Genomic DNA, 22166 nt, shown 5'->3' on the forward strand with positions numbered 1-22166 from the left:
CGGCACCGCCCCGCTCATGCGGCCGCGCCGGTGGCGGCCCCGGTGCCGAGGTAGGCGGCGATCACGCACGGATCGGCGCGGACCTCGGCGGCCGTGCCGTCGGCGATCACCCGGCCCAGGTCGAGCACGGTGACCCGGTCGGCGAGCCGCATCACGAACCCCACGTCGTGCTCGACGAGCAGCATGGTCAGCCCGGATCCGCGCAGGTCCTCGATGAGCGCGGCGAGGTTCTCCCGCTCCGCGGCGCGCAGCCCCGACGCGGGCTCGTCGAGCAGCAGCAGCCGCGGCTGCCCGCACAGGGCGCGGGCCAGCTGCAGGGCGCGCTGCTGGCCGAGCGGCAGGTGTTCGGCGGGCCGGTGCGCCCACTGCTCGATGCCGGTGCGGCGCAGGCACTCGCCCGCCCGGTCGCGGATCAGGCGTTCCTCGCGGCGGTGGGCGGGCAGCCGGAGCGCGCCGGTGACGAACCCGGCCCGGGTGGTGGCGTGCGCGCCCACCATGACGTTCTCCAGCGCGCTCAGGCCCGGGAAGATCCGGGCGGACTGGAAGACCACGCCGACGCCGATCCGGGCCCGGCGGTGCGGCGGCGACCGGTCGATGCGCACGCCGTCGAGCCGTACGGTGCCGGCGTCCGCTGCCAGCTGACCGCCGATCAGGGCGAACAGCGTGGTCTTGCCGGCACCGTTGGGGCCGATCACCGCGCGCAGCTCGCCCGGGGCGACCGTGAGATCCACGTCGCGCACGGCGTAGACGCCGCCGAACGCCCGGGTGGCTCCGGCGACGGTCAGCGCCGCCCCGCTGGTCACTTGCCACCGATCCCGGCGAGCTTGGCCTTCGAGAAATCGGTGGGCACCAGGGTGCCGCCGCGCACCGTGTTGATCGAGATGTAGTCGGTGGTCAGTCCGCTGTGGTCGGTCGCGGAGTAGGCATAGGTGCCGTTCGGCGTGGTCAGCCGCAGCCCTTCGAGGGCGTCGCGGACCTTCTTGCGATCGCTGCTGCCGGCCTTCTCGATGGCGGCCGCCAGCAGTTTCACTCCGCTGTAGCCGTCCTGGGCGAACTGCGGCGGCGAATAGCCGTACTTGGCGGTGAAGGCGGTGGTCAGTTCGTCGACGGCGGCCTTCTGGGGGCCGTCCGGCAGGGCCGTGCCGACCACCCCGATGGAGCTGGCGATGATGATCCCGTCGGCCGCGGCGCCGGCCGGTTCGAGGAACAGCTTGCTGGCCTGCGCGCCGGTGAGCACCAGCGGGACGGACCGGCCGGTGGCGGCGTACTGCTTGGTCAGGGCCACCGCCGGCGCGCCGGTGGCCCACACCATGAGCGCCTGCGCGTCCGAGGACCGCACGTGCGTGAAGACGGCCCCGAACTCGGTGGCGGTGGTCTGGAACTCCTCGACCGGCGCCGGGGTCACCCCGTACTGGGCGGCCTTGGCCCGCAGGCCCTTCGCGCCGGCGACCGCGTAGCTGCTCTTGGTGTCGTAGGCGAGCGCGACCCGCTTCAGCCCGGTGGCCTGGAAGTACTGCAGGGCGGCCTCGGCGTAGGTGGACGACAGGGCGGGCACGACGAACACGTACGGGTGCACCGGCTGGACCTGCTCGTCGGCCGGGGTGAGCGACAGGTACGGGATCTCCTCCCGGTCGACCAGCGGGATCGTCGCCAGCGCGGAGTTGGAGAACGGCGAACCGATGATCGCGTCGGAGTCGCCCTTCAGCTCGTTGAAGGCCAGCACGGCCTGATCCGGCAGGCTCTTGTCGTCGCGGACGGTCAGCTCGAGCCGGCGGCCGGCGATCCCGCCGGCGGTGTTGATCCGGTCCACGGCCAGCGCGACGGACTTCTGGTTCTCGCTGCCCAGCGGCGAGTAGTTGCCGGTCAGCGAGACGATCTGGCCGATCCGGATCGGCTCCGGGCCGTCGCCGGAGCTGTCGTCGCCACAGCCGGCGGCGGCGCTCACGAGGGTGAGGGTGAGGAGAAGCGGCACGATCCTGCGCACGAGTACCTCCCAGTACTACGAGTGCGACGTGGTGCGAGGGGATGGACGCCCGGCCGTTCCGTTCTGAAGTTAGGCTCTTCTCGAACGGCCGTCAACAATCTGCCTAACATTGCGTTCCCGTCGCACACGGAAGGGCCGATCCCGTGACCGAACCCGCCGGTTCCCCGCCCCGACCGCAGACCCTGCTGCTGATGCTGCTCGGCGACTTCGTCCTCGACCGGGGCGTCGGTGTCTTCTCCGGCAGCGTGATCGACATCCTCGCGCGGCTCGGGGTCTCCTCCCACGCCACCCGGTCGACCCTGACCCGGATGGTCGGCCGGGACCTGCTCGCCCGCCGGCGCGACGGCCGCAAGATGTACTTCGGCCTCACCGCGCGGTCGACGGCGATCCTGCGCGACGGCCGGACCCGCATCTGGGACACCGGTGCGGTCAACGACCGGTGGGACGGCACCTGGACGCTGCTGTGCTTCTCGCTGCCCGAGTCCTGGCAGCGGCAGCGCCACGACCTGCGGTCCCAGCTCACCTGGGCGGGGTTCGGGCCGCTGCAGGGCGGCCTCTGGATCGCACCCGGCCGGGTCCGCGCCCAGGAGATCGTCACTGGCCTGGGCCTGGCCGCCCACGCCCGGGTGTTCCGGGCCCGCGCCGACGAGCTCACCGACATCGCCGTGATGGTCGGCGACGCCTACGACCTGGCCGGTGTGGCCGCCCGCTACCGGGGATTCCTGGACCGGTGGGACGGCGCGCCGCCGGTGGCCGACCCGCTCGCGGCCCGGCTGCGCCTGATCGCCGAGTGGCTCGACGCGATCCGGCGCGACCCGCGCCTGCCGGTCGAGCACCTGCCGGCCGACTGGCCCGCGGTCCGCGCCCAGAAGCTGTTCCGGGAGCTCGAGGCGTCCAGTCTGGAGCCGGCCCGGGCGCTCGCCGCCACCCTGCTGGACCTGCTGCCGGACGCGAGCACCCGGTCGGCCTGACCCGGTCGCTCAGCCGCCGGCCCGGCGCCGGGCCGGCTCCCGAAGGGCCCTGTCTGCTGCCTCACAGAGCTCGGATGCCGTTTCAAGGGTGCTTCCGTGTCACGATGCGCGAGGCTTGAGTACGACTTTTCCGACGCTGATGTATCGGGTGCACAAGGTCACCCCCGGGTCGGCGATGCTGAGCTGCACCGCGTCGCCCTTGGCCTGCAACTGGAAGTAGATCTGGTTGAGCCCAGCTCGCACGCCGAACGTGTGGGTTGCCTCGCCCAGCCGGAACGTCACGGTCGAGTCGCCGGAACTGACGTATGCGATGTGGACCCACCATCGCCAGTCCGGGACAGGCGCCTCCAGCGGGATCCGGCGGGCCGGACCGTAGGTGACCCGGTGGCCGCACTCGTCGGCGGGCCCGGGGACGATGTCCGGGCCCTCGACGGTGGCCGGCCGGATGTGCCCGGTGTCGTCGAACATCGACGGCTGCGCGGTCTCGGTCACGAATTCCGGCCGCCGCGGCGCCGCACGGAAGAAATGCGACTGCAGGTTGTCCGGATAGAAATAGCCGGCGATCACCCGGTCGGGCACGATGGTGTCCACCAGTTCCGTACCGGGCGGCGCCGCGGCCAGCTCGGCCTGGGCCGTCGCCAAGTAGTCCCGCCCGTGCTTGATCTGCCAGTTGTCATTGAACGCCTTGATGCTCCACAGGTTGCCCACGACGATGGTCCCCGCGACGACCACCGCGGCCACCATCCCCACCGCGAAGGCCCCTGGTGCCCGCAGCACTGACGGCACCGGCCAGTGGCCCGTGCTCGGTTCCTCCCGGTCACGAAGTCCCAGCAGGGCGACGCCGACGCACACGGCCGCGACCACCACGACATCCGCCAGGTAGCGCGGAACCAGGCCGGCGAGAGAGCCGAGAACGCTGCCCAGACGGGTCACGACGAACAGCGCGGTGACCATGGCGGCGTACGCGAGCAGCACCAGCCACGCCCGCCGCGCCGAAGCGCGACGCCGCACGGTCACCACCACCAGCGCCAGCAGAACCGCCCAGGCCAGCCACACGCCCAGCACGGGTGGGTCGGCCAGGGGCGGACCGTCGCCGGCGTAGGTCCAGCGCCAGGGACCGCCGAACAGTCCGGGCACCAGGGTCCTGCCGACCAGATCCACCACGAACGCGACCGCGCCGCCGGGTGATCCGGGCTGCTCCAGGCGCGGCGCCGGCCGGGACAGGTAGAACGGCACGTAGGCGGCGCCCAGCACGGCCAGTGCCACCCAGCCGACCCAGAACCGGCGGATCGCCTCCCGGATGCCGGCGACCATGCCCCCGGTGCAGAACAAGGCTGCGGCCAGCAGGAACACCAGCGGGGCGATCAGCAGCGCCTTGGTGTCGAAGGCCAGCCCGAACACCACCGCCGACAGCACAGCCACCGCATACCGATGCCGGCCGGTGCGCGCGTACCGCAGCTGCGCACCGATGGCGAGAACCATGGCGAGCTGGACCGGCAGCAGCAGCAGCCCGACCATCCACAGCGAACTGACCTCCAGGGTCAGCGGGCTGAACAAGAACATGCCCAGCGGCACCAGCAGAGCCCACCCCGGCCGCAGCAGGGCGCGCAGCAGCCGGTAGAGGGCCACACTCACCGCCAGCTGCCCGACGATGACCAGCAGCATCCAGGGCCAGCTCGCGAGCCCGTCCACCCGCACCACCAGCCAGGCCAGCAGCAGACCGCCGGGCATCAGGTGACCGTTGAAGACCTCGAACAGAAAGTCGACGGTCAGCCCGGTGTCGATCGCCCGGGCCGCGATCACGAACTCGTCCTGGGAGAAGTAACCCCGGGTGGCGATGGCGGCCCGCCAGACCACGGTCACCACGATCAGGGTGATCGCCACGGCCCGGACCCGGTCCGCCTGGATCCACCGCTCGAGAAATCCCGGCTCCGCCAGAGCCGGATCCGCAGCGGCGTCATAGTCAGCCAGGTCAGGCTCGGGCATCGACATGGCCAGTAGAGTGCCACAGGATTCCGAGCCGTGTGAGCCGTGCACTTGCTGGCTGCTCCACGCAAAACCCTGCTGATCGAGCGGATCGGTCCGAACTGCGCACCAGCATCGCTGCTGCTCAGCGCGGGCGCCCGGTCTGCCTGCTTCGAACCGCGGTCCGCCGGCCAGACTCGTCGCCGTGCGCATCAAGCAGACCCGCCGGTAACGCCCGGCCCACGCGTAACAGGTCCCAGGTTCTGCCACTGAAACGGCTGACGGCGGCATGCCTACCTGACTCACGGGCGTCCTCGCCGATATCGTCGGTCGAGCAGTACGCGAACGATCCGATCGCGGTCACCAGCGTTCGGATCAGCGTGGCCGGCAGATGGCGCGCGATCTTTGTCGAGCCCGTCGGCCGGGGCGTAGCCGGCTCTCCAGCGGCGAAAAAGCTGTCCCGGCGCGCTGAGCTGCCGATCATGCTGGGGTGGACCTGGTAGTGAAGCGCTGGAGCAACGGTCGCGCCTGGCGGATCATGCTCAGTGGCGCGATGGGCGTCGCCGCGAACGCCATCGCGCTGGCGTACGCCGCGATGACCTGGGGCGGACCGCATCGCGATGCCATGGTGACGCTGTACGCGGCCGGCGCGCTGATCGGCGTCGCGGTCATCGCCGCCGCGCGAAATCTCACCGCCGCCCGAGGTAATCGGCTGGTCATGCTGGCGGTGGGCGTGGTGTCCACGGTCATCGTCGGGGTCGCCGCCGTGCTCGACGGCGGGGCCGGCTCCCCGGCGGCGCTCGGCTTCTTCGCCCCGAGTCTGCTCTTCGCGGTGACCTGCCCACCCCGGGTGATGCTGGGGATGGAGGCGATGCTGATCGCCGTCTACGCCGCCGCCGCCTGGGCCGGTACCCCGCCGCCGCCCGGCTACATCTTCGTCAACCTGGGCGGCATGCTGGTCATCGTGGCGGTCTGCTCCCTGCAGGCGGCCATGGTCGCCGCCCAGCGGCGGCAGCTCCACGAACTGGCCCAGCTGGATCCGCTGACCGGGGCGCTCAACCGGCGCGGCATGGAGCAGAAGGCGGTTCCGCTGCTGGACCGTGCCACGACGGACCACCCGGTGTCGGTGCTGTGCCTCGATTTCGACGACTTCAAGGCGATCAACGACACTCAGGGGCACGCGGCCGGCGACCAGCTGCTGCGCTGGGCAGTGCAGACCGCCCTGCTCACGATGCCGATGGACGCCCTCGTCGCGCGGACCGGCGGTGACGAGTTCATCATCGTCCTGCCGGGGCATCCGGCCGCCGCGGCCGCCGCCGCCGGCGATCACCTGCGGAGCGCGCTTGCCGCGCGGGTCGGCGTCTCCTGGGGCGCGGTCACCGCCCCCGACGACGGCGCGGACCTGGACGCGCTGATCGCGGTCGCCGACGAGCGACTGTACGCGGACAAGACCCGCCGTCGGGCGGGCCGCGGCATCCTGACCGGCTGAAGCACGTAGGCAGAAGTTCGGTGATCCCATCGCTGACCGCGAGCGACGGCGTAGTGCGGGGACGACGGCGATCTGGCGCCTACCGCGTGGAGGTGCGGTGTACTGGTTCCTGACACTGCGCTGCGCCGGCCGGTTGCCAGGCGCGTTGTAGAGTGCTTGCAGCAAAGCGCTTTTCGGTACGGCCGAAGGCGATGGGCACATTCGGAACGGGCGGCGGGCGTTGGCAACGGGTCATCGAGTCACGATCTACGAGGTCGCCGACCGAGCCCAGGTCAGCATCTCGACCGTTTCCAACGTACTGAACAAGCCCGACCGCGTCAGCGCCGCGACCCGGGAACGGGTGCTCGCCGTCGTCGATGAACTGGGCTTCGTGCCCAAGATACAAGCAGTGAGCCTGGCCCGGCAGGGCACCGGCCGGATCGGCGTGATGGCCCCGTTCACCTCCTACGGCTCATACCTGCGCCGGCTGTCCGGCCTGTTGACGGCGGCGACCGAGCTCGAGATGGACGTACTGGTCTTCGACCACGAGTCGGCCGCGCTCGCCTCCTCGCCCGTGCTGGCCAGCATGCCTGTGCACGGACGGCTGGACGGCCTGATCGTGATGGGCCTGCCCATCGAGGATGCCATCGCCGATCGACTGCGTGAGCGGCGCCTGCCCACGGTGGCGGTCGACGCCGACAGTGCCCTTTTCAGCCGGGTGGTCATTGACGACCGCAGCGGTGGACAGGTCGCGGGCAAGCACCTGCGGGACCGGGGGCACCACAACGTGGGTTATCTGCTCGAGCGCCAGGTCTCCGACTACGACTCGCAGGCGGTCAAGCGGCTGGCCGGATTCCGCGAGGTCATCACCGCGGCCGGCGGCACGGTCGCCGTGACGAGCAGCGACAACTCCGTCGATGCCGCCCGCCGCGCCGCCGCGGATCTGCTGGACGCCGCCGACCGACCCAGCGCGATCATGGCGCATCATGACACCCTCGCCGTGGGCGTGCTGCTCGCCGCCCGCGATCGTGGGCTGCGGGTTCCGCAGGACGTGGCGGTGATGGGTTTCGACGACGGTGACATGGCCATGGCCGCCGATCTGACCACGGTGCGCCAGCCGTTCGAGGAGTCCGGCAGTGCTGCCCTGAACGTGCTGCTGGGTCATCTCGGCGGATCCGACCTGCGATCGACGACCGTGCTCGACGTGCGCCTGGTCGAGCGATCAACCACCTGAGCTCCCTCGCGACACCCTGATCAATCGCCGCCGCCGCCACTAAAAGTGCTTCTATAGAATCACTTGACAGGCTCTTCGCCATGAGGTTTCGTGCTTGTAACACAGAGGCGCCGCCACCGGCGGAGTCGGCGAGGAGGGCGACGTGGGACTGGATCCGGCGGTACGTGAATTCCTCGACACGAAGCCCGACTCCGGCGACCCGGACGATTCCGTCGCCGTGCGCCGCGCGGCCATCCGCAAGGGTTCCGACGCGCTGTTCGCCGCCTTCGGGGCCCCCGTTGACGCGGTCAGCGTGGAGCAGGACATCCTCCTGCCCCGGCCCGATGGCGACCTCCGGGTCCGGGTCTACCGGCCCGGCCCCGCTCCGGGGCTGCCGATCCATGTCTTCGTACACGGCGGCGGCTTCTGGCTGGGGTCGATCGACGAACGGGTCAACGAGGCGATGTGCCGGGATCGCTGCCGCCGAGCGGAATGCGTGGTCGTCGCGATCGACTACCGCCTCGCCCCGGAGCACCGGTTCCCGGCCCCGGTCGAGGACTGCTACGCCGGGCTGCTCTGGGCCGTCGAGAACGCGCCGGAGATCGGCGGCGATGCGGGCAACGTGTCTATCGGCGGTATCTCGGCCGGCGCGACCTTGGCCGCAGCCACGGCGCTGCTCGCCCGGGACCGCGGCGGGCCGCGACTGCGGCTGCAGCTGCTCGAGGTTCCGGCACTGGACCTGACCCTGGAGCAGATGCGCAGCTCCGGCGTCGGGAACGACTACGGCGTCACCGTCGCCGAGATGGAGCTGTGCCGCGACCTCTACCTGCCATCGGCCGAGCAGGGGCGTGACCCGCTGGCATCACCCCTGCACGCCCACGACCTCGGCGGGCTGCCCGACGCACACATCATGACGGCCGAGTTCGACCCGCTGCGCAACGACGGTGAACGCTTCGCCGCCCGCCTGGACGAAGCCGGCGTCGCGGTCTCCCACCACCGATATCCAGGAGCCGTGCACGGTTCCCTCGCTCTCACCGATTCGTGGCCGCCCGCGCAGCTGTGGCATGACGATGTGGTGAGAGCCCTCCGCGAGACTCACGCGCGCTGAGCGCGCAAGCCGAGAACCCCCCCAGCCCCCGCCTGGATACCTCTTTCACAGGAGAATGCGAAATGTCATCTAAAAACATAAGATCGAGGATTCTGACGACGCTTGCTTGCACCGGCCTGCTCGCCACTTCCGCCTGCAGCGCTCCCGGCAGCAACTCCGACACCCCCGACACAGCGAGCAGCACAGCAGCCGTCACGACCTCCTGCGGCAGTGACCCGATCACTGTCAAGGGCTACTTCGAGACCGGCTTCCCGCTGCCCAAGCAACTCACCGACGAGTTCACCAAACAGTTCCCGAACGTCACCTGGGACATCCGCGAGGACCAGTTCGCGGTCATCACCCAGAACGCGCCACGGGTACTGGCCGACGACCCGCCGGACCTCATGCGCCTGCCGCAGGTCTCCGAGCTGGTCAAGGACGGCCTGCTGAAGAACCTCGACGGCTACGCGCAGGCGTACGGATGGGACAAGTGGCCCGCCTCGCAGCTGGAGCAGATGCGAGTGAACTCGAGCGGTCAGCGCGGCGACGGCCCGCTCTACGCCCAGGGCCTGAACTTCAGCATGACCGGCGTCTTCTACAACAAGAAGCTGGCCGCTCAGATCGGCCTCACCCAGCCGCCGGCCACGCTGGCCGATCTGGACGCCGCTCTGCAGAAGGCCAAGGACGCCGGGATCACGCCGATCAACCAGTTCAACGGCGGAGCGACCGGCGGGCTCGCCTTCCCCCTGCAGAACCTGATGGCCACCTACGGCGATGCCCAGTCCATCAACGACTGGACCTTCCAGACGCCCGGCGCCACGATCGACACGCCCGGCAACCTCCAGGCCACCCAGCACCTGGAGAAGTGGATCAAGGCCGGCTACTTCGCATCCGACATCAACTCGCAGGACTACGCGACGATGATGAGCCGCTTCATCGGCGGCAAGTCGCTGTTCATGTTCAACGGCGACTGGGAGTCGGGCAACCTCGACAAGCAGATGGCGGGCAACGCCGGCTTCTTCCTGATGCCCCCGCAGGCCCCGGGCGGCAAGCAGGCCGCGATGTCGGCGCCGCTCACGTACGGCATCGGCACGAAGGCAGCGCACGCCGACTGCGCCGCGTTCTTCCTCAACTGGGTGGCGACCAACCAGACGGCCCGGGACATCGACGTGACGGTGGGCGGCTCGCACCCGATGGGCCCGTCCGACGCGTACATGCCGACCGTCAAGCAGGACACCGTCACCGCCGCGACGCTCGCCGCCGGCGCGACCATCGGCAAGGACAACGGTGCCATGGAGTTCATCGCGAACGCGACCGGCGCCATCTACGCCAAGAGCTGGACCCCGCAGCTGCAGAAGCTGGCAGCGGGCCAGCAGACACCGGCGGGGCTGCTGAAGTCGGTGCAAAAGGACTACGAGGCACAGGTCAAGGGCTGATCCTCGATGACACGACCACGCTCCGCGCTGCGGACGCCGACGGTTCCGGGGCGGCGTACGCGCCGCCCCGGCGCCTGGCTGGGATGGCTGTTCGCGGCCCCCGCTGCCGTCATGTACGCCGTCTTCGTCCTGCGACCGCTGCTGCTCACCGTCCAGTACTCCTTCTACGACTGGAACGGCATCGGCGCGTCCACCTGGGTCGGCGTGGACAACTACACCCGGCTGTTCACCGAGCCCGAGCAGTTCGCCACGATCCTGCACGCGTTCGAACTGATCCTGTTCTTCAGCCTGATCCCGGTGCTGCTCGGCCTGTTCGTCGCGGCCACCATCCGGGGCATCGCGCAGAGCCGTCTGGCGATGGTCGCCCGCACGGTGCTGTTCCTCCCGCAGATCATCCCGCTGGTCGCCGCCGGCATCATGTGGAGCTGGCTGCTGTCCACGCCCGGCCTGGTCAACGAGCTGCTGTCGGCCGTCGGTCTGGGCGGACTGACCCGCGCCTGGCTGGGTGACTTCAGCACCGCCCTGCCGGCGGTCGGGGTGATCGGAGCCTGGGTGCTCGTCGGGCTCTGCACGCTGCTTCTGCTGGCCGGGATGAGCAAGATCGACCCTGCCCTGTACGAGTCGGCGCGACTCGACGGCGCCGGGCCGGTCCGTGAGTTCTTCGCCATCACGCTGCCCAGCCTGCGTCAGGAGGTCGGCGTCTGCGTCACCGTGACCGTCATCGCCGCGCTGGCCAGCTTCGACATCGTCTACATCTCCACTCAGGGCGGACCCGGCAACTCCACCATGGTGCCCGGGCTGGAGATCTTCTACCTGGCCTTCTCGGAGCGGGAGATCGGCCAGGCCTCCGCGCTCGCGGTCGTCCTGGTGATTCTCGTCCTGGCGTGCGTCCTGCCCATCCAACGGTTCACCAGAGATGGAACCCGATGATCGTCGATCGCCGCGAGAACCTCGTCGGGCGCCTGCTGCTCGTCCTGCTGATGACGGTCACCGTCGTGCCGTTCCTCAGCCTCTTCGTGACTGCCTTGCACCCCTCGGGCAGCTTTCCCGCCGGGCTGTCCTGGCCGGATCAACCGCACTGGGAGAACTTCGCCGACGCGTTCCGGGCCGCACACATGGGCGAGCTTCTGCTCTCCAGCGTCCTGATCGTGGCCGGTGTCGTACCGATCTCGCTGTTGTTCGGCACGATGGCCGGTTTCGCCTTCGGTCACCTGCGCATGCCCGGGCACCGCATCGGCTTCCTGATCTTCGTGCTGGGGCTGACGCTCCCGTTCGAGGGCATCATCACCCCGCTGTACTACCAGGTCCGCGACATGGGGCTGCTGAACACCCGGTGGGCGATCATCCTGCCGCTCATCGGACTGTTCATGCCGTTCTCCGTGCTCTGGATGCGGGCGCACTTCGTCACCATGCCCGGCGACCTGTCCGAGGCCGCACGCATCGACGGCGCCACCACCTGGCAACTGTTCTGGCGCGTCCACCTCCCGCTGGCCCGGCCCGCCCTGTCCTCGCTGGCGATCCTGTTGTTCCTCTGGACCTGGAACCAGTTCCTGCTGGCCATCGTGCTGGTCGACGACCCGGCCAAACGTACGATGGCCGGGGCGCTGGGCGCGTTCCAGGGCCAGTGGGGCACCGACATCCCGCTGCTGTGCGCCGGCTCGCTGCTCATCCTCGCCCCCACCCTGGCCGTCTTCCTGATCTTCCAGCGCCGCTTCGTCGCCGCCCTGCTGCAAGGCTCGGTCAAGGGCTGACCGGCCATGTCCCACACCGACCGGAGGCGCGGCATGCCCCAGCGGGCGCACCGGCCCGAGCCCGGCCACCTCGCCTTCCGCGGCGCAGACCTCATCCCCACGACCGGAAAGCCCACATGAGCACCGCACAGTTCTCCACCGACGCCGAACGCCGGCACTTCATCCGCTACACCCGGACCCGGCATTGGCCGATGCTCCAGCGCTTCCCCGTCACGGACGAGCTGCACGACGAACTGCTCGCCCAGATGCTCGGCTGCCCCGCATGGACCGTGCGGACGATGGTCGACGCCCTCACCGACCAGGCCCGGGAAACCGCCGCGGAGATGCTCGCCGACGTCCGGTTCCGCGATGCGCTCCGCGCGCTGCCGTTCCGTCCGGAGGACCGGATCGTCGCGGTCGGCGACTCCATCACTGCCGACCGCCTCGGCTGGTTCGAGCTGCTCTCGGCCGCGACGGCGGCGCTCGGCGCCCCCGCGGCCACCCTGCTCAACCTCGGTGTCAGCGGGAACACCACGGCGGACGTCCTCGAACGGTTCGACCTGCTCGAGGCCGGCCGCCCGACCCACGTCCTGCTGATGCTCGGCACCAACGACGCCCGCTCACACGGCCGCGACACCGCACACCGCATGGCTACGGCGCCCGAGACCGAGCGCAACCTCCGCGCCATCGTCGAGCTCGTTGATGCCCTCGGCGCCACTGCCACGGTGATCACCCCACCGGCCGTCGATCAGCAGCGCATCGACGGCTTCTTCGCCGCCGCGCCGCTGCGCTGGCACGCCGGCGACATCGCCGAGGTCGCCGAGGTCGCTCGCAAGGTCGCCCCGAACGGCCTCGACCTGCACACCGTCACCCAGGCCGAGCCGGCCGACGCGTTCCTGGAGACCGACGGGGTTCACCCCACCCCGGCCGGCCAGCGCCTGATCCTCACCCACGTCGTGGAGCACCTCACGGCGGGCGGCTTGCCCACCGCTGACCGGTAGGTCGGCGACAGCTTCGACCCGACGACGCTGACCGGGACGCAGCGGGGTCAGCCCCACACCTCCTCAGCCGTCTCGACGATGAGTCGGAGCTTTGCGACCTCCTCGTCGTAGGACAGGACGTTGCCCTCGACTGTCGAGGAGAATCCGCACTGCGGCGACAGGCACAGCTGATCGAGGGGAACGTATCGGCTGGCCTCGTCGATGCGGCGCTTCAGCGTGTCCTTCGACTCCAGCGCGCCGCGTTTGGTGGTGACCAGGCCGAGCACGACCATCTTGCCGGGCGGGACGAACCGTAGCGGGGCGAAGCTGCCCGAACGTTCGTCGTCGTACTCCAGGAAGAAGCCGTCGACGGCCAGTTCGCTGAACAGTGCCTCGGCCACGAAGTCGTAGCCGCCCTCGGCCGCCCACGAGGATCGGAAGTTGCCGCGGCACATGTGGGTGGTGACCGCGAGGCCGGCCGGCCGGTCCGCGATCGCCGCGTTGATCTGGCGGATGTAGCGCTCGTGCTGGTGCTCGGCGTCGTCGCCGCGCTGGGTGAGCAGCCGGCGCTGTTCCGGATCGTTCAGGTAGGCGAGGCTGGTGTCGTCGAGCTGCAGATAGCGGCAGCCCAGGTCGGCGACCCGCCGCACCTGCTCCGCGTACGCCGCGCTGAGGTCGGCCCAGAACTGGTCCTCGTCCGGGTAGACGGCCGGATCGATCGCCGCCCGGCCGCCGCGGTAGTGCACCATGCTCGGCGAGGGGATCGTCAGCTTAGGGGTGACCTCGGGGTCCGCCGTAGCGGCGAGGAACGCGAAGTCGTCGCCGAAGATGGTCTCCCGCAGCCGGACCGGCGCGTCGATCGCGAGCGCCGCGGACTCGAAGTCGAGCTCGCCGTCCGCGTTCCGGAAATGGACCTGGATCTTTTCGTCCGTGGAGCGGATGCCGCCGAGGCGGTAGATGAAGTCCATGTGCCACGACGTCCGGCGGAACTCGCCGTCGGTTGCCGACCGGAGGCCGACCTCACGCTGCATCCGCACGACGGCACGAATGGCGTCATCCTCGACGGCGCGCAGCTCGTCGGGGTCGATCTTGCCGGCGGCTCGCCTTTCCCGAGCCTCGAGCAGGTGGTACGGGCGCAACAGGCTGCCGACGTGGTCAGCGCGGAACGGCGGGGTGTCGCGGAGCGTCATCGGGATGCCTCCATCGCAGATCGTCACTTCCCGATATCTGCGTACACCTCTTCGCCCGCGCCCACCAGTGCGCCCCCTGTCCAGGATCGGCGGTGAACCGCAGAAGCCAGATCCAGACAGCCGAAGTAGTCGGCCATGCGCAACTCAGTGTGCCCGCCCCGAGGTGCCAACCCGCTGTCCGGGCCCGTACCGGACTTCTGACAACATCGATGCGATGACGGGAAACCTGTTCGCAGTCAGCGATCTGCACGTCTCGTACCCGAGGAACAGGAAGATCGCCGGCGGCCTACGGCCGGAGACGGCGGACGACTGGCTCATCGTGGCCGGTGACGTCGGCGAGCTCTTCGCCGACGTCGAGCAGACCCTGGCCGGCCTGCGGGACCGTTTTGCCGCGGTGATCTGGGCGCCCGGCAACCACGAGCTGTGGACCCACCCGAACGATCCGGTGCGGCTGCGGGGCGTGGAACGCTACGACGCGCTCGTCCGGATGTGCCGGGACAACGGCGTGCTCACTCCGGAGGACGACTATCCGGTGTGGACCGGGCTGGGCGGTCCGGTCACCGTGGCACCCCTCTTCGTGCTGTACGACTATTCGTTCCGGGTGCCCGGGGTCACCAGCAAGGAGGAGTCGTTGCGCCGTGCGTACGAGGCCGGCGTCGTCTGCACCGATGAGCGGATGCTGCACCCGGCGCCGCACCCGGACCTGGAGTCGTGGTGCTGGGACCGGGTGGCGCGGACCCGGGAGCGGCTCGACGCGATCGACCCGGCGAGTTCCACGGTGCTGGTCAGCCACTGGCCCCTGGTTCGCCAGCCGACTGACGTTCTGCGCTATCCGGACTTCGCCCAGTGGTGCGGCACCGAGCTGACCGCGGACTGGCACCGGCGGTACCGCGCGGCCGTGGCGGTCTACGGCCATCTGCACATTCCCCGGACCACCCACTACGACGGCGTCCGCTTCGAAGAGGTGTCGCTCGGTTACCCACGGGAGTGGGCCCGTCGCGGCATGCCTCCCCAGCCGATGCGGCGGATCCTCGGCCACGACGCGCCATAGGCGTGCCCAGCTCGTTACCTTTACGACCGTCAAATCCACTGTGTACCGTGCTCACTACCAAGATGCTTTTCGGACCAACTTTGTGCACTTTCTACTCGGTGATTTGTCTCGCCTTGATCCGCTCGCGCTGAAAGAGCAGATTGACACGATCTCAGCTTGAGGTCGTGACAGCGGAGGAGACGAACCATTGATCAGCTCTGACGAAGGGGCCCGGACCCTGCCGGCGATGTTCGCCGCGCGGGTCGCACGCGCCGGCGGCGACCTGGCGGTGGTCGCCGACGACGCCTCGGTGTCCTTTCGGGAGCTGGACGAACGGTCGAACCGGCTGGCGCACGTCCTGCTCGCCCAGGGCGTCGGCCCCGAGGTCGCGGTCGGGCTGCTGCTGAACCGGTCGGTCGAGTTCGTGGTCGCGGCGCTGGCGGTGGTGAAGGCCGGTGGCAGCTACGTCCCGGTGGACGCCGCCTACCCGGCCGCCCGGGCGGCGTTCATGATGTCGGACGCCCGGGTGCGGTGCGTGGTGACCACGACCGCCACGCGGACCACGGCACCCGCGGGCGTCACCGAGGTGGTCCTGGACGACCCCAAGACCGCCGACGACATCGCCTCGAACGACGCCGGCGCCGTCCGGGACCTCCAGCGGCACACCCCGCTGCTGCCGGACCACGCGGCCTACGTGATCTACACGTCGGGATCGACCGGCCTCCCCAAGGGCGTGGTGGTCACCCACCGCGGCGTCACCAACCTGGCGACAGCGCAGCGCACCCTGCTCGGGCTGGGCCCGGGCAAGCGGCGCCTGCAGTTCGCCTCGGTCAGCTTCGACGCGTCGGTGTCCGAGCTGTGGTCTACCCTGCTGTCCGGCGCGACGCTGGTCGTCGCGGACGGGTCGCGGCTGGTGCCGGGCCGCGCACTCGCGGAACTGGTCGAGAGCCGCGGTGTCACCCACGTGACGTTGCCGCCGTCCCTGCTGTCCGCGGTCGAGACCGGTGGTGGGCTCCCGGACGGCGTGACGCTGGTCGTCGCCGGGGAGGCCTGCCCGCCCGCGATGGTGGCCCGCTGGTCCCGGAACAGAGTGATGCTCAACGCCTACGGACCGACCGAGACGACGGTCGCCGCCACCGTGAGCGAGCCCCTCGGCGCGGAGGGGACGCCGCCGATCGGCCGGCCGATCCCCCATGTCCGCGCCTACGTGCTCGACGACCTCCTGCGGGAAGCAGCGACCGGCGAGCTCTACCTCGCCGGTGCCGGTGTGGCCCGCGGTTATGCCGGCCGGCCGGCCCTGACTGCACAACGGTTCGTGGCGGACCCGTTCGGCCCGCCCGGGGAGCGGATGTACCGGACCGGTGACGTGGTGCGCCGGCTTCCGGACGGTCAGCTGGAGTTCGTCGGCCGCGCGGACGCCCAGGTGAAGATCCGTGGCGTGCGGGTCGAGCCCGGCGAGGTGGAGGCCGCGCTGATGGGCCTGGCCGGCATCGACCAGGCGGTGGTGCTGGTGCACGGCGACGGCGCGGATCGGCGGCTGACGGCGTACGTGGTGACCGGGGCCGGCCATCGTGACGTGAGCGTGCTGCGGCGACGCCTGGCGGCGGCGGTCCCGGACCACCTCGTCCCGCCGGTGTTCGTGCTGATGGACGCCCTGCCGGTGACCGGGAACGGCAAGGTGGACCGGCAGGCGCTGCCCGATCCCGGCACGGTCGCAGGCGAGCGGGAGTACGCAGCGCCGGTGGGTGCGGTGGAACAGACGCTGGCCCGGCTGTGGGAGGAGATCCTGCGCGTGCCCCGGGTGGGCCGCGACGACGAGTTCTACGCCCTGGGCGGGCACTCGCTGATGGCGACCCAACTGGTCAACCGCGTGCGGTCGGTGCTCAAGGTCGAGCTGCCGGTCCGGGATCTCTTCGAGACCTCCAACCTGGCGGAGCTGGCCCGGCGGGTGTCGGTCCTCAAGGGCGGCACCCGGCCCGTGCTGCGCCGGCAGGCGCGCCCGGTGGTGGTGCCGCTGTCCTACCCGCAGCAACGGCTGTGGCTCACCGCGCAACTGCGCGCGAACGACACGGCCTACCACATCCCGGTCGTCGTCCGGCTGACCGGCGATCTTGACATCGCCGCCCTGCACGCGGCGGTCGCCGACGTCGTGCGGCGGCACGAGCCCTTGCGGACGGTGTTCCCGCTGCTCGACGGCGAGCCGCGGCAGCGGGTCGTGCCGATGGCCGAGGTCGGCTCGCTGCTGGTCCGCGGCGACGTCGAGGCCACCGAGCTGGGCCGGGCCGTCGACGGGCTGGTCCAGCGCCGCTTCGACCTGACCACCGACCTACCGTTCCGGGCACACCTGCTCACCGTGGGACCCGGCGACCACGCCCTGGTCCTGCTGCTGCACCACATCGCGGCCGACGGCTCCTCCATGGAACCGCTGATGCGCGACTTCAGCGAGGCGTACGAGCAGCGCCGCGCGGGCCGGGCGCCACAGTGGACCGAACTGCCGGTGCAGTACGCGGACTTCGCCCTGTGGCAACGCGACGCGGTGAAGGTCGCCCGCGACCAGGTGGCGTACTGGACCGACCTGCTGCGCGGGGTGCCCGACGAGTTGCCCCTGCCGGCCGACCGCGTCCGGCCCGCCGTCGGCACCAACCGCGGCGGATCCGTGCCGCTGAAGGTGCCGGTCGACGTCCACGAGAGTCTCGTGGCCCTGGCCCGCCGCAACGGCGCGACCGTCTTCATGGTGGTCCAGTCGGCGGTGGCGGCGTTGCTGTCGCGGCTGGGCGCGGGCGCCGACATCCCGCTCGGCTGGCCGGTCGCGGGACGGGTGGACGAGGCCCTCGACGATCTCGTCGGCTTCTTCGTCAACACCCTGGTGCTGCGCGCCGACCTGACCGGCGATCCGTCGTTCGAGCAACTGCTGACCCGGGTGCGGGAACAGGACCTGGCCGCCTTCAGCAACCAGGACGTGCCGTTCGAGAGTGTGGTCGAGGTGCTCAACCCGGCCCGGGTGCCGGGCCGCCACCCGCTGTTCCAGGTCATGGTGGCGTTGCAGGTGGGCCGGACCGCGGCGCTCGACCTGACCGGCGTGGACCTGAAACGCGTCGCGGTCGGGTCCGGGTCGGCGAAGTTCGACCTGAGCTTCCAGTTCGTGGAGTTCTCGGACACCGGCGGACGGCCCACCGGGATGGGCGGCGAGCTGACCTTCGCCGCCGACCTGTTCGACCGGGACACCGCCAAGCGCATGATCGAGATGCTCGGCCGGCTGCTGGCCGCGGCCGTGGCGGATCCCGGCAAGCCGATCGGTCGACTGCCGCTGCTGAGCGCGGACGAGTGCCGGGTGGCCGCGCAGGCGAGCGCCGGCGAGCGCCGGGACCGGACCGGGCCGTGGCCGCACCAGCTCATCGAGGGGCACGCCCGGGCGACGCCGGCCGCGCCCGCCGTACGGTTCGAGGGACGGAACCTGCCGTACGCGGAGCTCAATCGCCGGGCGAACCAGCTGGCCCACCGCCTGATCCGGGCGGGCGTCGGACCGGACGCGCTGGTGGGCGTCAGCATGGAACGCGGCTTCGACCTGGTGGTCGCCGTCCTGGCCGTGTGGAAGACGGGCGGCGCGTTCGTCCCGCTCGACCCGGACCTGCCCGCCGCCCGCCGGGCGCTGATGATCGCGGACCTGGGCGCAACCGTGGTGCTCACCCATGGGCCGGTCCGATCGCGGCTGCCGGAAGACCCCGAGCTGCTGTGGTGTCTCGACGAGCAGGCCACCGGCCTGGCGGCGGAGGCGGAGCACGACCCCGAGGTAGCGGTGACCGCCGAGGACGCCGCCTACGTCATCCACACCTCCGGCACCACCGGGACGCCGAAGGGCGTGGTGAACGTCCGGGGCGCGATCGGCAACCGGTTCGCCTGGATGACCGAGAAGTTCGCCCTGGCACCCGGCGACCGCGTGCTGCAGAAGTCGCCGGTCACCTTCGACACCTCGGTCTGGGAACTGCTCTGGCCGCTGACCTGCGGGGCGACGGTCGTGATGGCCCGGCCTGACGGGCACCGCGACAGCGGCTACCTGGTGGGTCTCATCCGCGACGAAGGGGTCTGCCTGACCGACTTCGTGCCGTCGATGCTGGAGATGTTCCTGGCCGAGCCCGGCGCTGAGCGGTGCACCAGCCTGCGCCACGTCATCGCGGGCGGGGAAGCGCTGCCGCTCGGCCTGCGCAGCCGCTTCTTCGAGGCGCTGCCCGGCACCAGCCTCCACAACCTCTACGGGCCGACCGAAGCGGCGATCGGCGTGACCAGCTGGGACTGCCGGCCGGACGACACCGGCCGCAGCGTCCCGATCGGCCGCCCGATCGCCAACGCCCGCGTTTATGTGCTCGGCGCCGACGCCGAGCATCTGCCGTCCGGCGTGCCCGGTGAGATCTGCATCGCGGGACGGCCGCTTTCCCGCGGCTACCTCAACCGGCCCGGCCTGACCGCCGAACGGTTCGTGGCGGACCCGTTCGTGCCCGGCGACCGGATGTACCGCACCGGCGACCGGGGGCTGCGCCGCGCCGACGGCGCGATCGAGTTCCTCGGCCGGCAGGACGACCAGGTCAAGATCCGCGGCGTGCGGGTCGAGCTGGGTGAGGTCGAGGCCGCGGCGGCGGCACTTCCCGGGGTACGCCGGGCTGCGGTCACGGTACGCGGAACCGGCGTGGACGCTCGTCTGATCGCCTACGTGGTGGCCGACCCCGCGACTGACGTGGCGGTGCTGCGCCGGGAGATGGCGGTCGCCGTACCCGATCATCTGGTGCCGTCGGTGTTCGTGGTGCTGGACGCCTTGCCGCTGACCGTGCACGGCAAGGTGGACCGGCTCGCCCTGCCGGACCCGGGCGACGCGGCCGAGCGAGCCTATGTCGAGCCGGTCGGCCCGGTGGAACCGGTCCTGGCCGGGTTGTGGGCGCAGATCCTCGGCGGGCCGCGCGCGGGCCGCGACGACAACTTCTTCGTCCTGGGCGGGCACTCGCTGCTGGCCATGCAACTGGTCAACCAGACCCGCTCGGTGCTGCGCGTGGATCTGCCGTTCCGCGCCGTCTTCGAGACCGCGACGCTGGCCGACCTGGCCCGCCTGATCGAGGGCCTGCCCACCCTCGCGGCGCCCAGCGGCTCCGCGGAGACCGAGAAGCGGATGCGCCGGCTGGTCGCCGACGCGCTGGAGGTCGGCCAGGTGGCCGCCGAGGACAACATCTTCGACCTCGGCGGCGGCCGGGAGACCGTCGAGCGGCTGAGCCGGGCCATCGAGGCGGAGTTCGGCGTAGGTGTCAATCCGCTCGTGGTCGCCGCCGTGCCGACCGCGCGGAACCTGGCCGGCTGGGTCGCGGCCGGGCCGGACGACTCGGCGCTGGACGTGCTCGTGCCGCTGCGACCGCACACCGGGACCGCCTCGCTGTTCTGCGTGCACCCGCTCGGCGGGCTGAGCTGGCTCTACTACCCGCTGGTCAACGCCGTACCCGAAGCGATCGGGGTGTACGGCGTCCAGGCGCGCGGCCTGCGCCCCGGCGACGAGATGCCGGTGAGCCTGACCGCGATGGCCGCCGACTACGTCCGTCAGATCCGCGCCGTCCAGCCGGAGGGCCCCTACCACCTGCTCGGCCTGTGCGCCGGCGGGGAGATCGTCCACGAGATGGCCGTCCAGCTGCAGCGCAACGGCCAGCGGGTCCAGCTGCTGGCGATGCTCGACTCCCGGCCCACCCCGCACCGCCGGGCGACCCGGGTGGCCCGGCTGAACGCGGTCGCGCGGCACTTCGATCTGGACGTGCCCGCCGACCAGCGGCACCTGCTGACCGGCGACGACCTCTACGAGCAGCTGCGGCAGCGCCAGGGGCCCTACTCGTTCCTGATGCGGCAGAAGGGACGGGCGATCGTCGACTTCTACGAAAACATGATCAAGCTCGTGGACAACCACGAGTTCGGCCTCTTCGACGGTGACGTCCTGTTCGTCGAGGCGGCCGCGGCCCGAACACCCGAGCAGTACTTCTCCCCGATGTGGCAGCGGTACGTCACCGGCCACATCGAGGTCATGGCACTGAGATACCTGCACCGGCAGCTGGCCCGTGCGGAGGTGCTGGAAATGATCGGCGCCCGGGTGGCCGAGCACCTCGGCCGCTCCCCCGGCGCCCTGACGACCACCGAAAGGCCGGCCGAATGAGCAACCCCTTCGAACGCGACGACACCCGATACCTGGTCCTGGTCAACCACGAGAACCAGCACTCGCTGTGGCCGGAGACGATCGACGTGCCGCAGGGCTGGCGGACCGTGTCCGGCCCGGACACCCGCGACGCCTGCCTGAGCTACATCCAACGGGAATGGACCGACATCCGTCCCGCCGGCCTGGCCGGGCCGGTGTGATGCCGGCAGCCCGGTCCGGCCTGCTCTTCCTCTGGGGAACGCCGCGGTCCCGATCGACCGCGTTCCTGCGGATGATGCTCGAACGCGGCGACCACGAGGTCTACCACGAACCGTTCTCCAGCATCGTCGTCCAGGGCCACGCGACGGTCGGCGACGCCACCGCCACCAGCCACGCCGAACTCCTCAAGCTGCTCGACGAACGGGCGCGGGACCGGCGGGTGTTCGTCAAGGAGACGACCGAGTACGACTACCTCGGCAACGGCGGCGAGGACATCCCGGCCACCGGATTGCACACCTTCATCATCCGCGACCCCCGCTCGGTGATCCCCTCGCACTACGCGATGAACCCGGACATGGCATGCGCCGAGGTGGGCTATGGCCACCAGGCCGACCTCGCCCGGCGGGTCCGGGAGGCGTCCGGGGCCGCACCGTACGTCGTCGAGGCCGAAACGCTGATCGCGGCGCCCGCCGAGGTCATCGGGGGCTACTGCGAGCACGCCGGGATACCGTTCCTGGCCGCGGCGCTGTCCTGGGAGCCGGGCGACCACCGGGTCTGGAGCCGCACCAGGCCCTGGCACCGCGACGTGGCGAGCAGCTCCGGCTTCACCGAACCCTCCCGGACGTACGCGGACACGGTGGACAACAATCCGATGCTGGCCGAGTGCTACCGGTGTCACCTGCCGCACTACGAGTTCCTGCGGGCGCTGGGGCGCTAGCCTCACTTCACCCCGTACCGA

General features: G+C 70.8%; 16 protein-coding genes. 12 read left to right on the plus strand and 4 right to left on the minus strand.

Annotation, left to right across the window (positions count from 1 at the left end):
• Positions 1-14 precede the first annotated feature (14 nt).
• A complete protein-coding gene (locus ACIBQZ_RS26365) occupies positions 15-803 on the minus strand; it encodes an ABC transporter ATP-binding protein (RefSeq protein WP_396091458.1) in 789 nt (262 codons plus the stop codon).
• Positions 800-1984 (minus strand): ABC transporter substrate-binding protein, encoded by a 1185-nt coding sequence (locus tag ACIBQZ_RS26370; protein ID WP_396091459.1) that lies wholly within the window; start codon positions 1982-1984, stop codon positions 800-802. The genes ACIBQZ_RS26365 and ACIBQZ_RS26370 overlap by 4 nt, the downstream gene beginning before the upstream one ends.
• Before the next feature lie 143 nt (positions 1985-2127).
• On the opposite strand from ACIBQZ_RS26370, the gene ACIBQZ_RS26375 reads away from it, so the two are divergent.
• Complete coding sequence (locus ACIBQZ_RS26375; protein WP_396091460.1) at positions 2128-2955, plus strand: PaaX family transcriptional regulator C-terminal domain-containing protein; 828 nt, start codon at positions 2128-2130, stop codon at positions 2953-2955.
• A gap of 99 nt (positions 2956-3054) precedes the next feature.
• On the opposite strand, the gene ACIBQZ_RS26380 is transcribed toward ACIBQZ_RS26375, so the two are convergent.
• A complete protein-coding gene (locus ACIBQZ_RS26380) occupies positions 3055-4941 on the minus strand; it encodes a hypothetical protein (protein WP_396091503.1) in 1887 nt (628 codons plus the stop codon).
• A 469-nt stretch (positions 4942-5410) separates the two neighbouring features.
• On the opposite strand from ACIBQZ_RS26380, the gene ACIBQZ_RS26385 reads away from it, so the two are divergent.
• The 7 genes from ACIBQZ_RS26385 (at position 5411) to ACIBQZ_RS26415 (ending at position 12855) form a co-directional block, all read left to right on the plus strand.
• Positions 5411-6409, plus strand: a complete 999-nt coding sequence (locus ACIBQZ_RS26385) for a GGDEF domain-containing protein (RefSeq protein WP_396091461.1) — start codon at positions 5411-5413, stop codon at positions 6407-6409.
• A gap of 220 nt (positions 6410-6629) precedes the next feature.
• Positions 6630-7622, plus strand: coding sequence for a LacI family DNA-binding transcriptional regulator (locus ACIBQZ_RS26390; RefSeq protein WP_396091462.1), 993 nt, complete (start codon positions 6630-6632; stop codon positions 7620-7622).
• Positions 7623-7764: 142 nt separating this feature from the next.
• On the plus strand, positions 7765-8709 hold the full coding sequence (locus tag ACIBQZ_RS26395) for an alpha/beta hydrolase (RefSeq protein WP_396091463.1): 945 nt from the start codon (positions 7765-7767) through the stop codon (positions 8707-8709).
• A 62-nt stretch (positions 8710-8771) separates the two neighbouring features.
• Positions 8772-10124, plus strand: coding sequence for an ABC transporter substrate-binding protein (locus tag ACIBQZ_RS26400; RefSeq protein WP_396091464.1), 1353 nt, complete (start codon positions 8772-8774; stop codon positions 10122-10124).
• A gap of 6 nt (positions 10125-10130) precedes the next feature.
• Positions 10131-11054: a carbohydrate ABC transporter permease gene (locus ACIBQZ_RS26405; protein WP_396091465.1), complete on the plus strand. Its 924-nt coding sequence runs from the start codon at positions 10131-10133 to the stop codon at positions 11052-11054.
• Positions 11051-11875, plus strand: coding sequence for a carbohydrate ABC transporter permease (locus ACIBQZ_RS26410; protein ID WP_396091466.1), 825 nt, complete (start codon positions 11051-11053; stop codon positions 11873-11875). The genes ACIBQZ_RS26405 and ACIBQZ_RS26410 overlap by 4 nt, the downstream gene beginning before the upstream one ends.
• A 116-nt stretch (positions 11876-11991) precedes the next feature.
• Positions 11992-12855 carry an SGNH/GDSL hydrolase family protein gene (locus ACIBQZ_RS26415; protein WP_396091467.1) on the plus strand — a complete coding sequence of 288 codons (864 nt, stop codon included), beginning with the start codon at positions 11992-11994 and terminating at the stop codon, positions 12853-12855.
• A 47-nt stretch (positions 12856-12902) separates the two neighbouring features.
• On the opposite strand, the gene ACIBQZ_RS26420 is transcribed toward ACIBQZ_RS26415, so the two are convergent.
• A complete protein-coding gene (locus tag ACIBQZ_RS26420) occupies positions 12903-14024 on the minus strand; it encodes a 5-methyltetrahydropteroyltriglutamate--homocysteine S-methyltransferase (RefSeq protein ID WP_396091468.1) in 1122 nt (373 codons plus the stop codon).
• Between the two features lie 214 nt (positions 14025-14238).
• Here ACIBQZ_RS26420 and ACIBQZ_RS26425 point away from each other — a divergent pair, with 214 nt between their 5' ends.
• The 4 genes from ACIBQZ_RS26425 to ACIBQZ_RS26440 all read left to right on the plus strand — a co-directional run bounded on the left by ACIBQZ_RS26425 (position 14239) and on the right by ACIBQZ_RS26440 (position 22145).
• Positions 14239-15075 (plus strand): metallophosphoesterase family protein, encoded by an 837-nt coding sequence (locus ACIBQZ_RS26425; protein ID WP_396091469.1) that lies wholly within the window; start codon positions 14239-14241, stop codon positions 15073-15075.
• A gap of 187 nt (positions 15076-15262) precedes the next feature.
• Entirely contained in the window at positions 15263-21229 is a 5967-nt protein-coding gene (locus ACIBQZ_RS26430; RefSeq protein WP_396091470.1) for an amino acid adenylation domain-containing protein, read from the plus strand.
• Entirely contained in the window at positions 21226-21429 is a 204-nt protein-coding gene (locus ACIBQZ_RS26435) for an MbtH family protein (protein ID WP_396091471.1), read from the plus strand. The genes ACIBQZ_RS26430 and ACIBQZ_RS26435 overlap by 4 nt, the downstream gene beginning before the upstream one ends.
• Positions 21429-22145: a hypothetical protein gene (locus ACIBQZ_RS26440; RefSeq protein WP_396091472.1), complete on the plus strand. Its 717-nt coding sequence runs from the start codon at positions 21429-21431 to the stop codon at positions 22143-22145. Before ACIBQZ_RS26435 ends, ACIBQZ_RS26440 begins: the two co-directional genes overlap by 1 nt.
• Positions 22146-22166 lie beyond the last annotated feature (21 nt).

This window comes from Actinoplanes sp. NPDC049599, assembly GCF_044465625.1.
GTDB lineage: Bacteria > Actinomycetota > Actinomycetes > Mycobacteriales > Micromonosporaceae > Actinoplanes.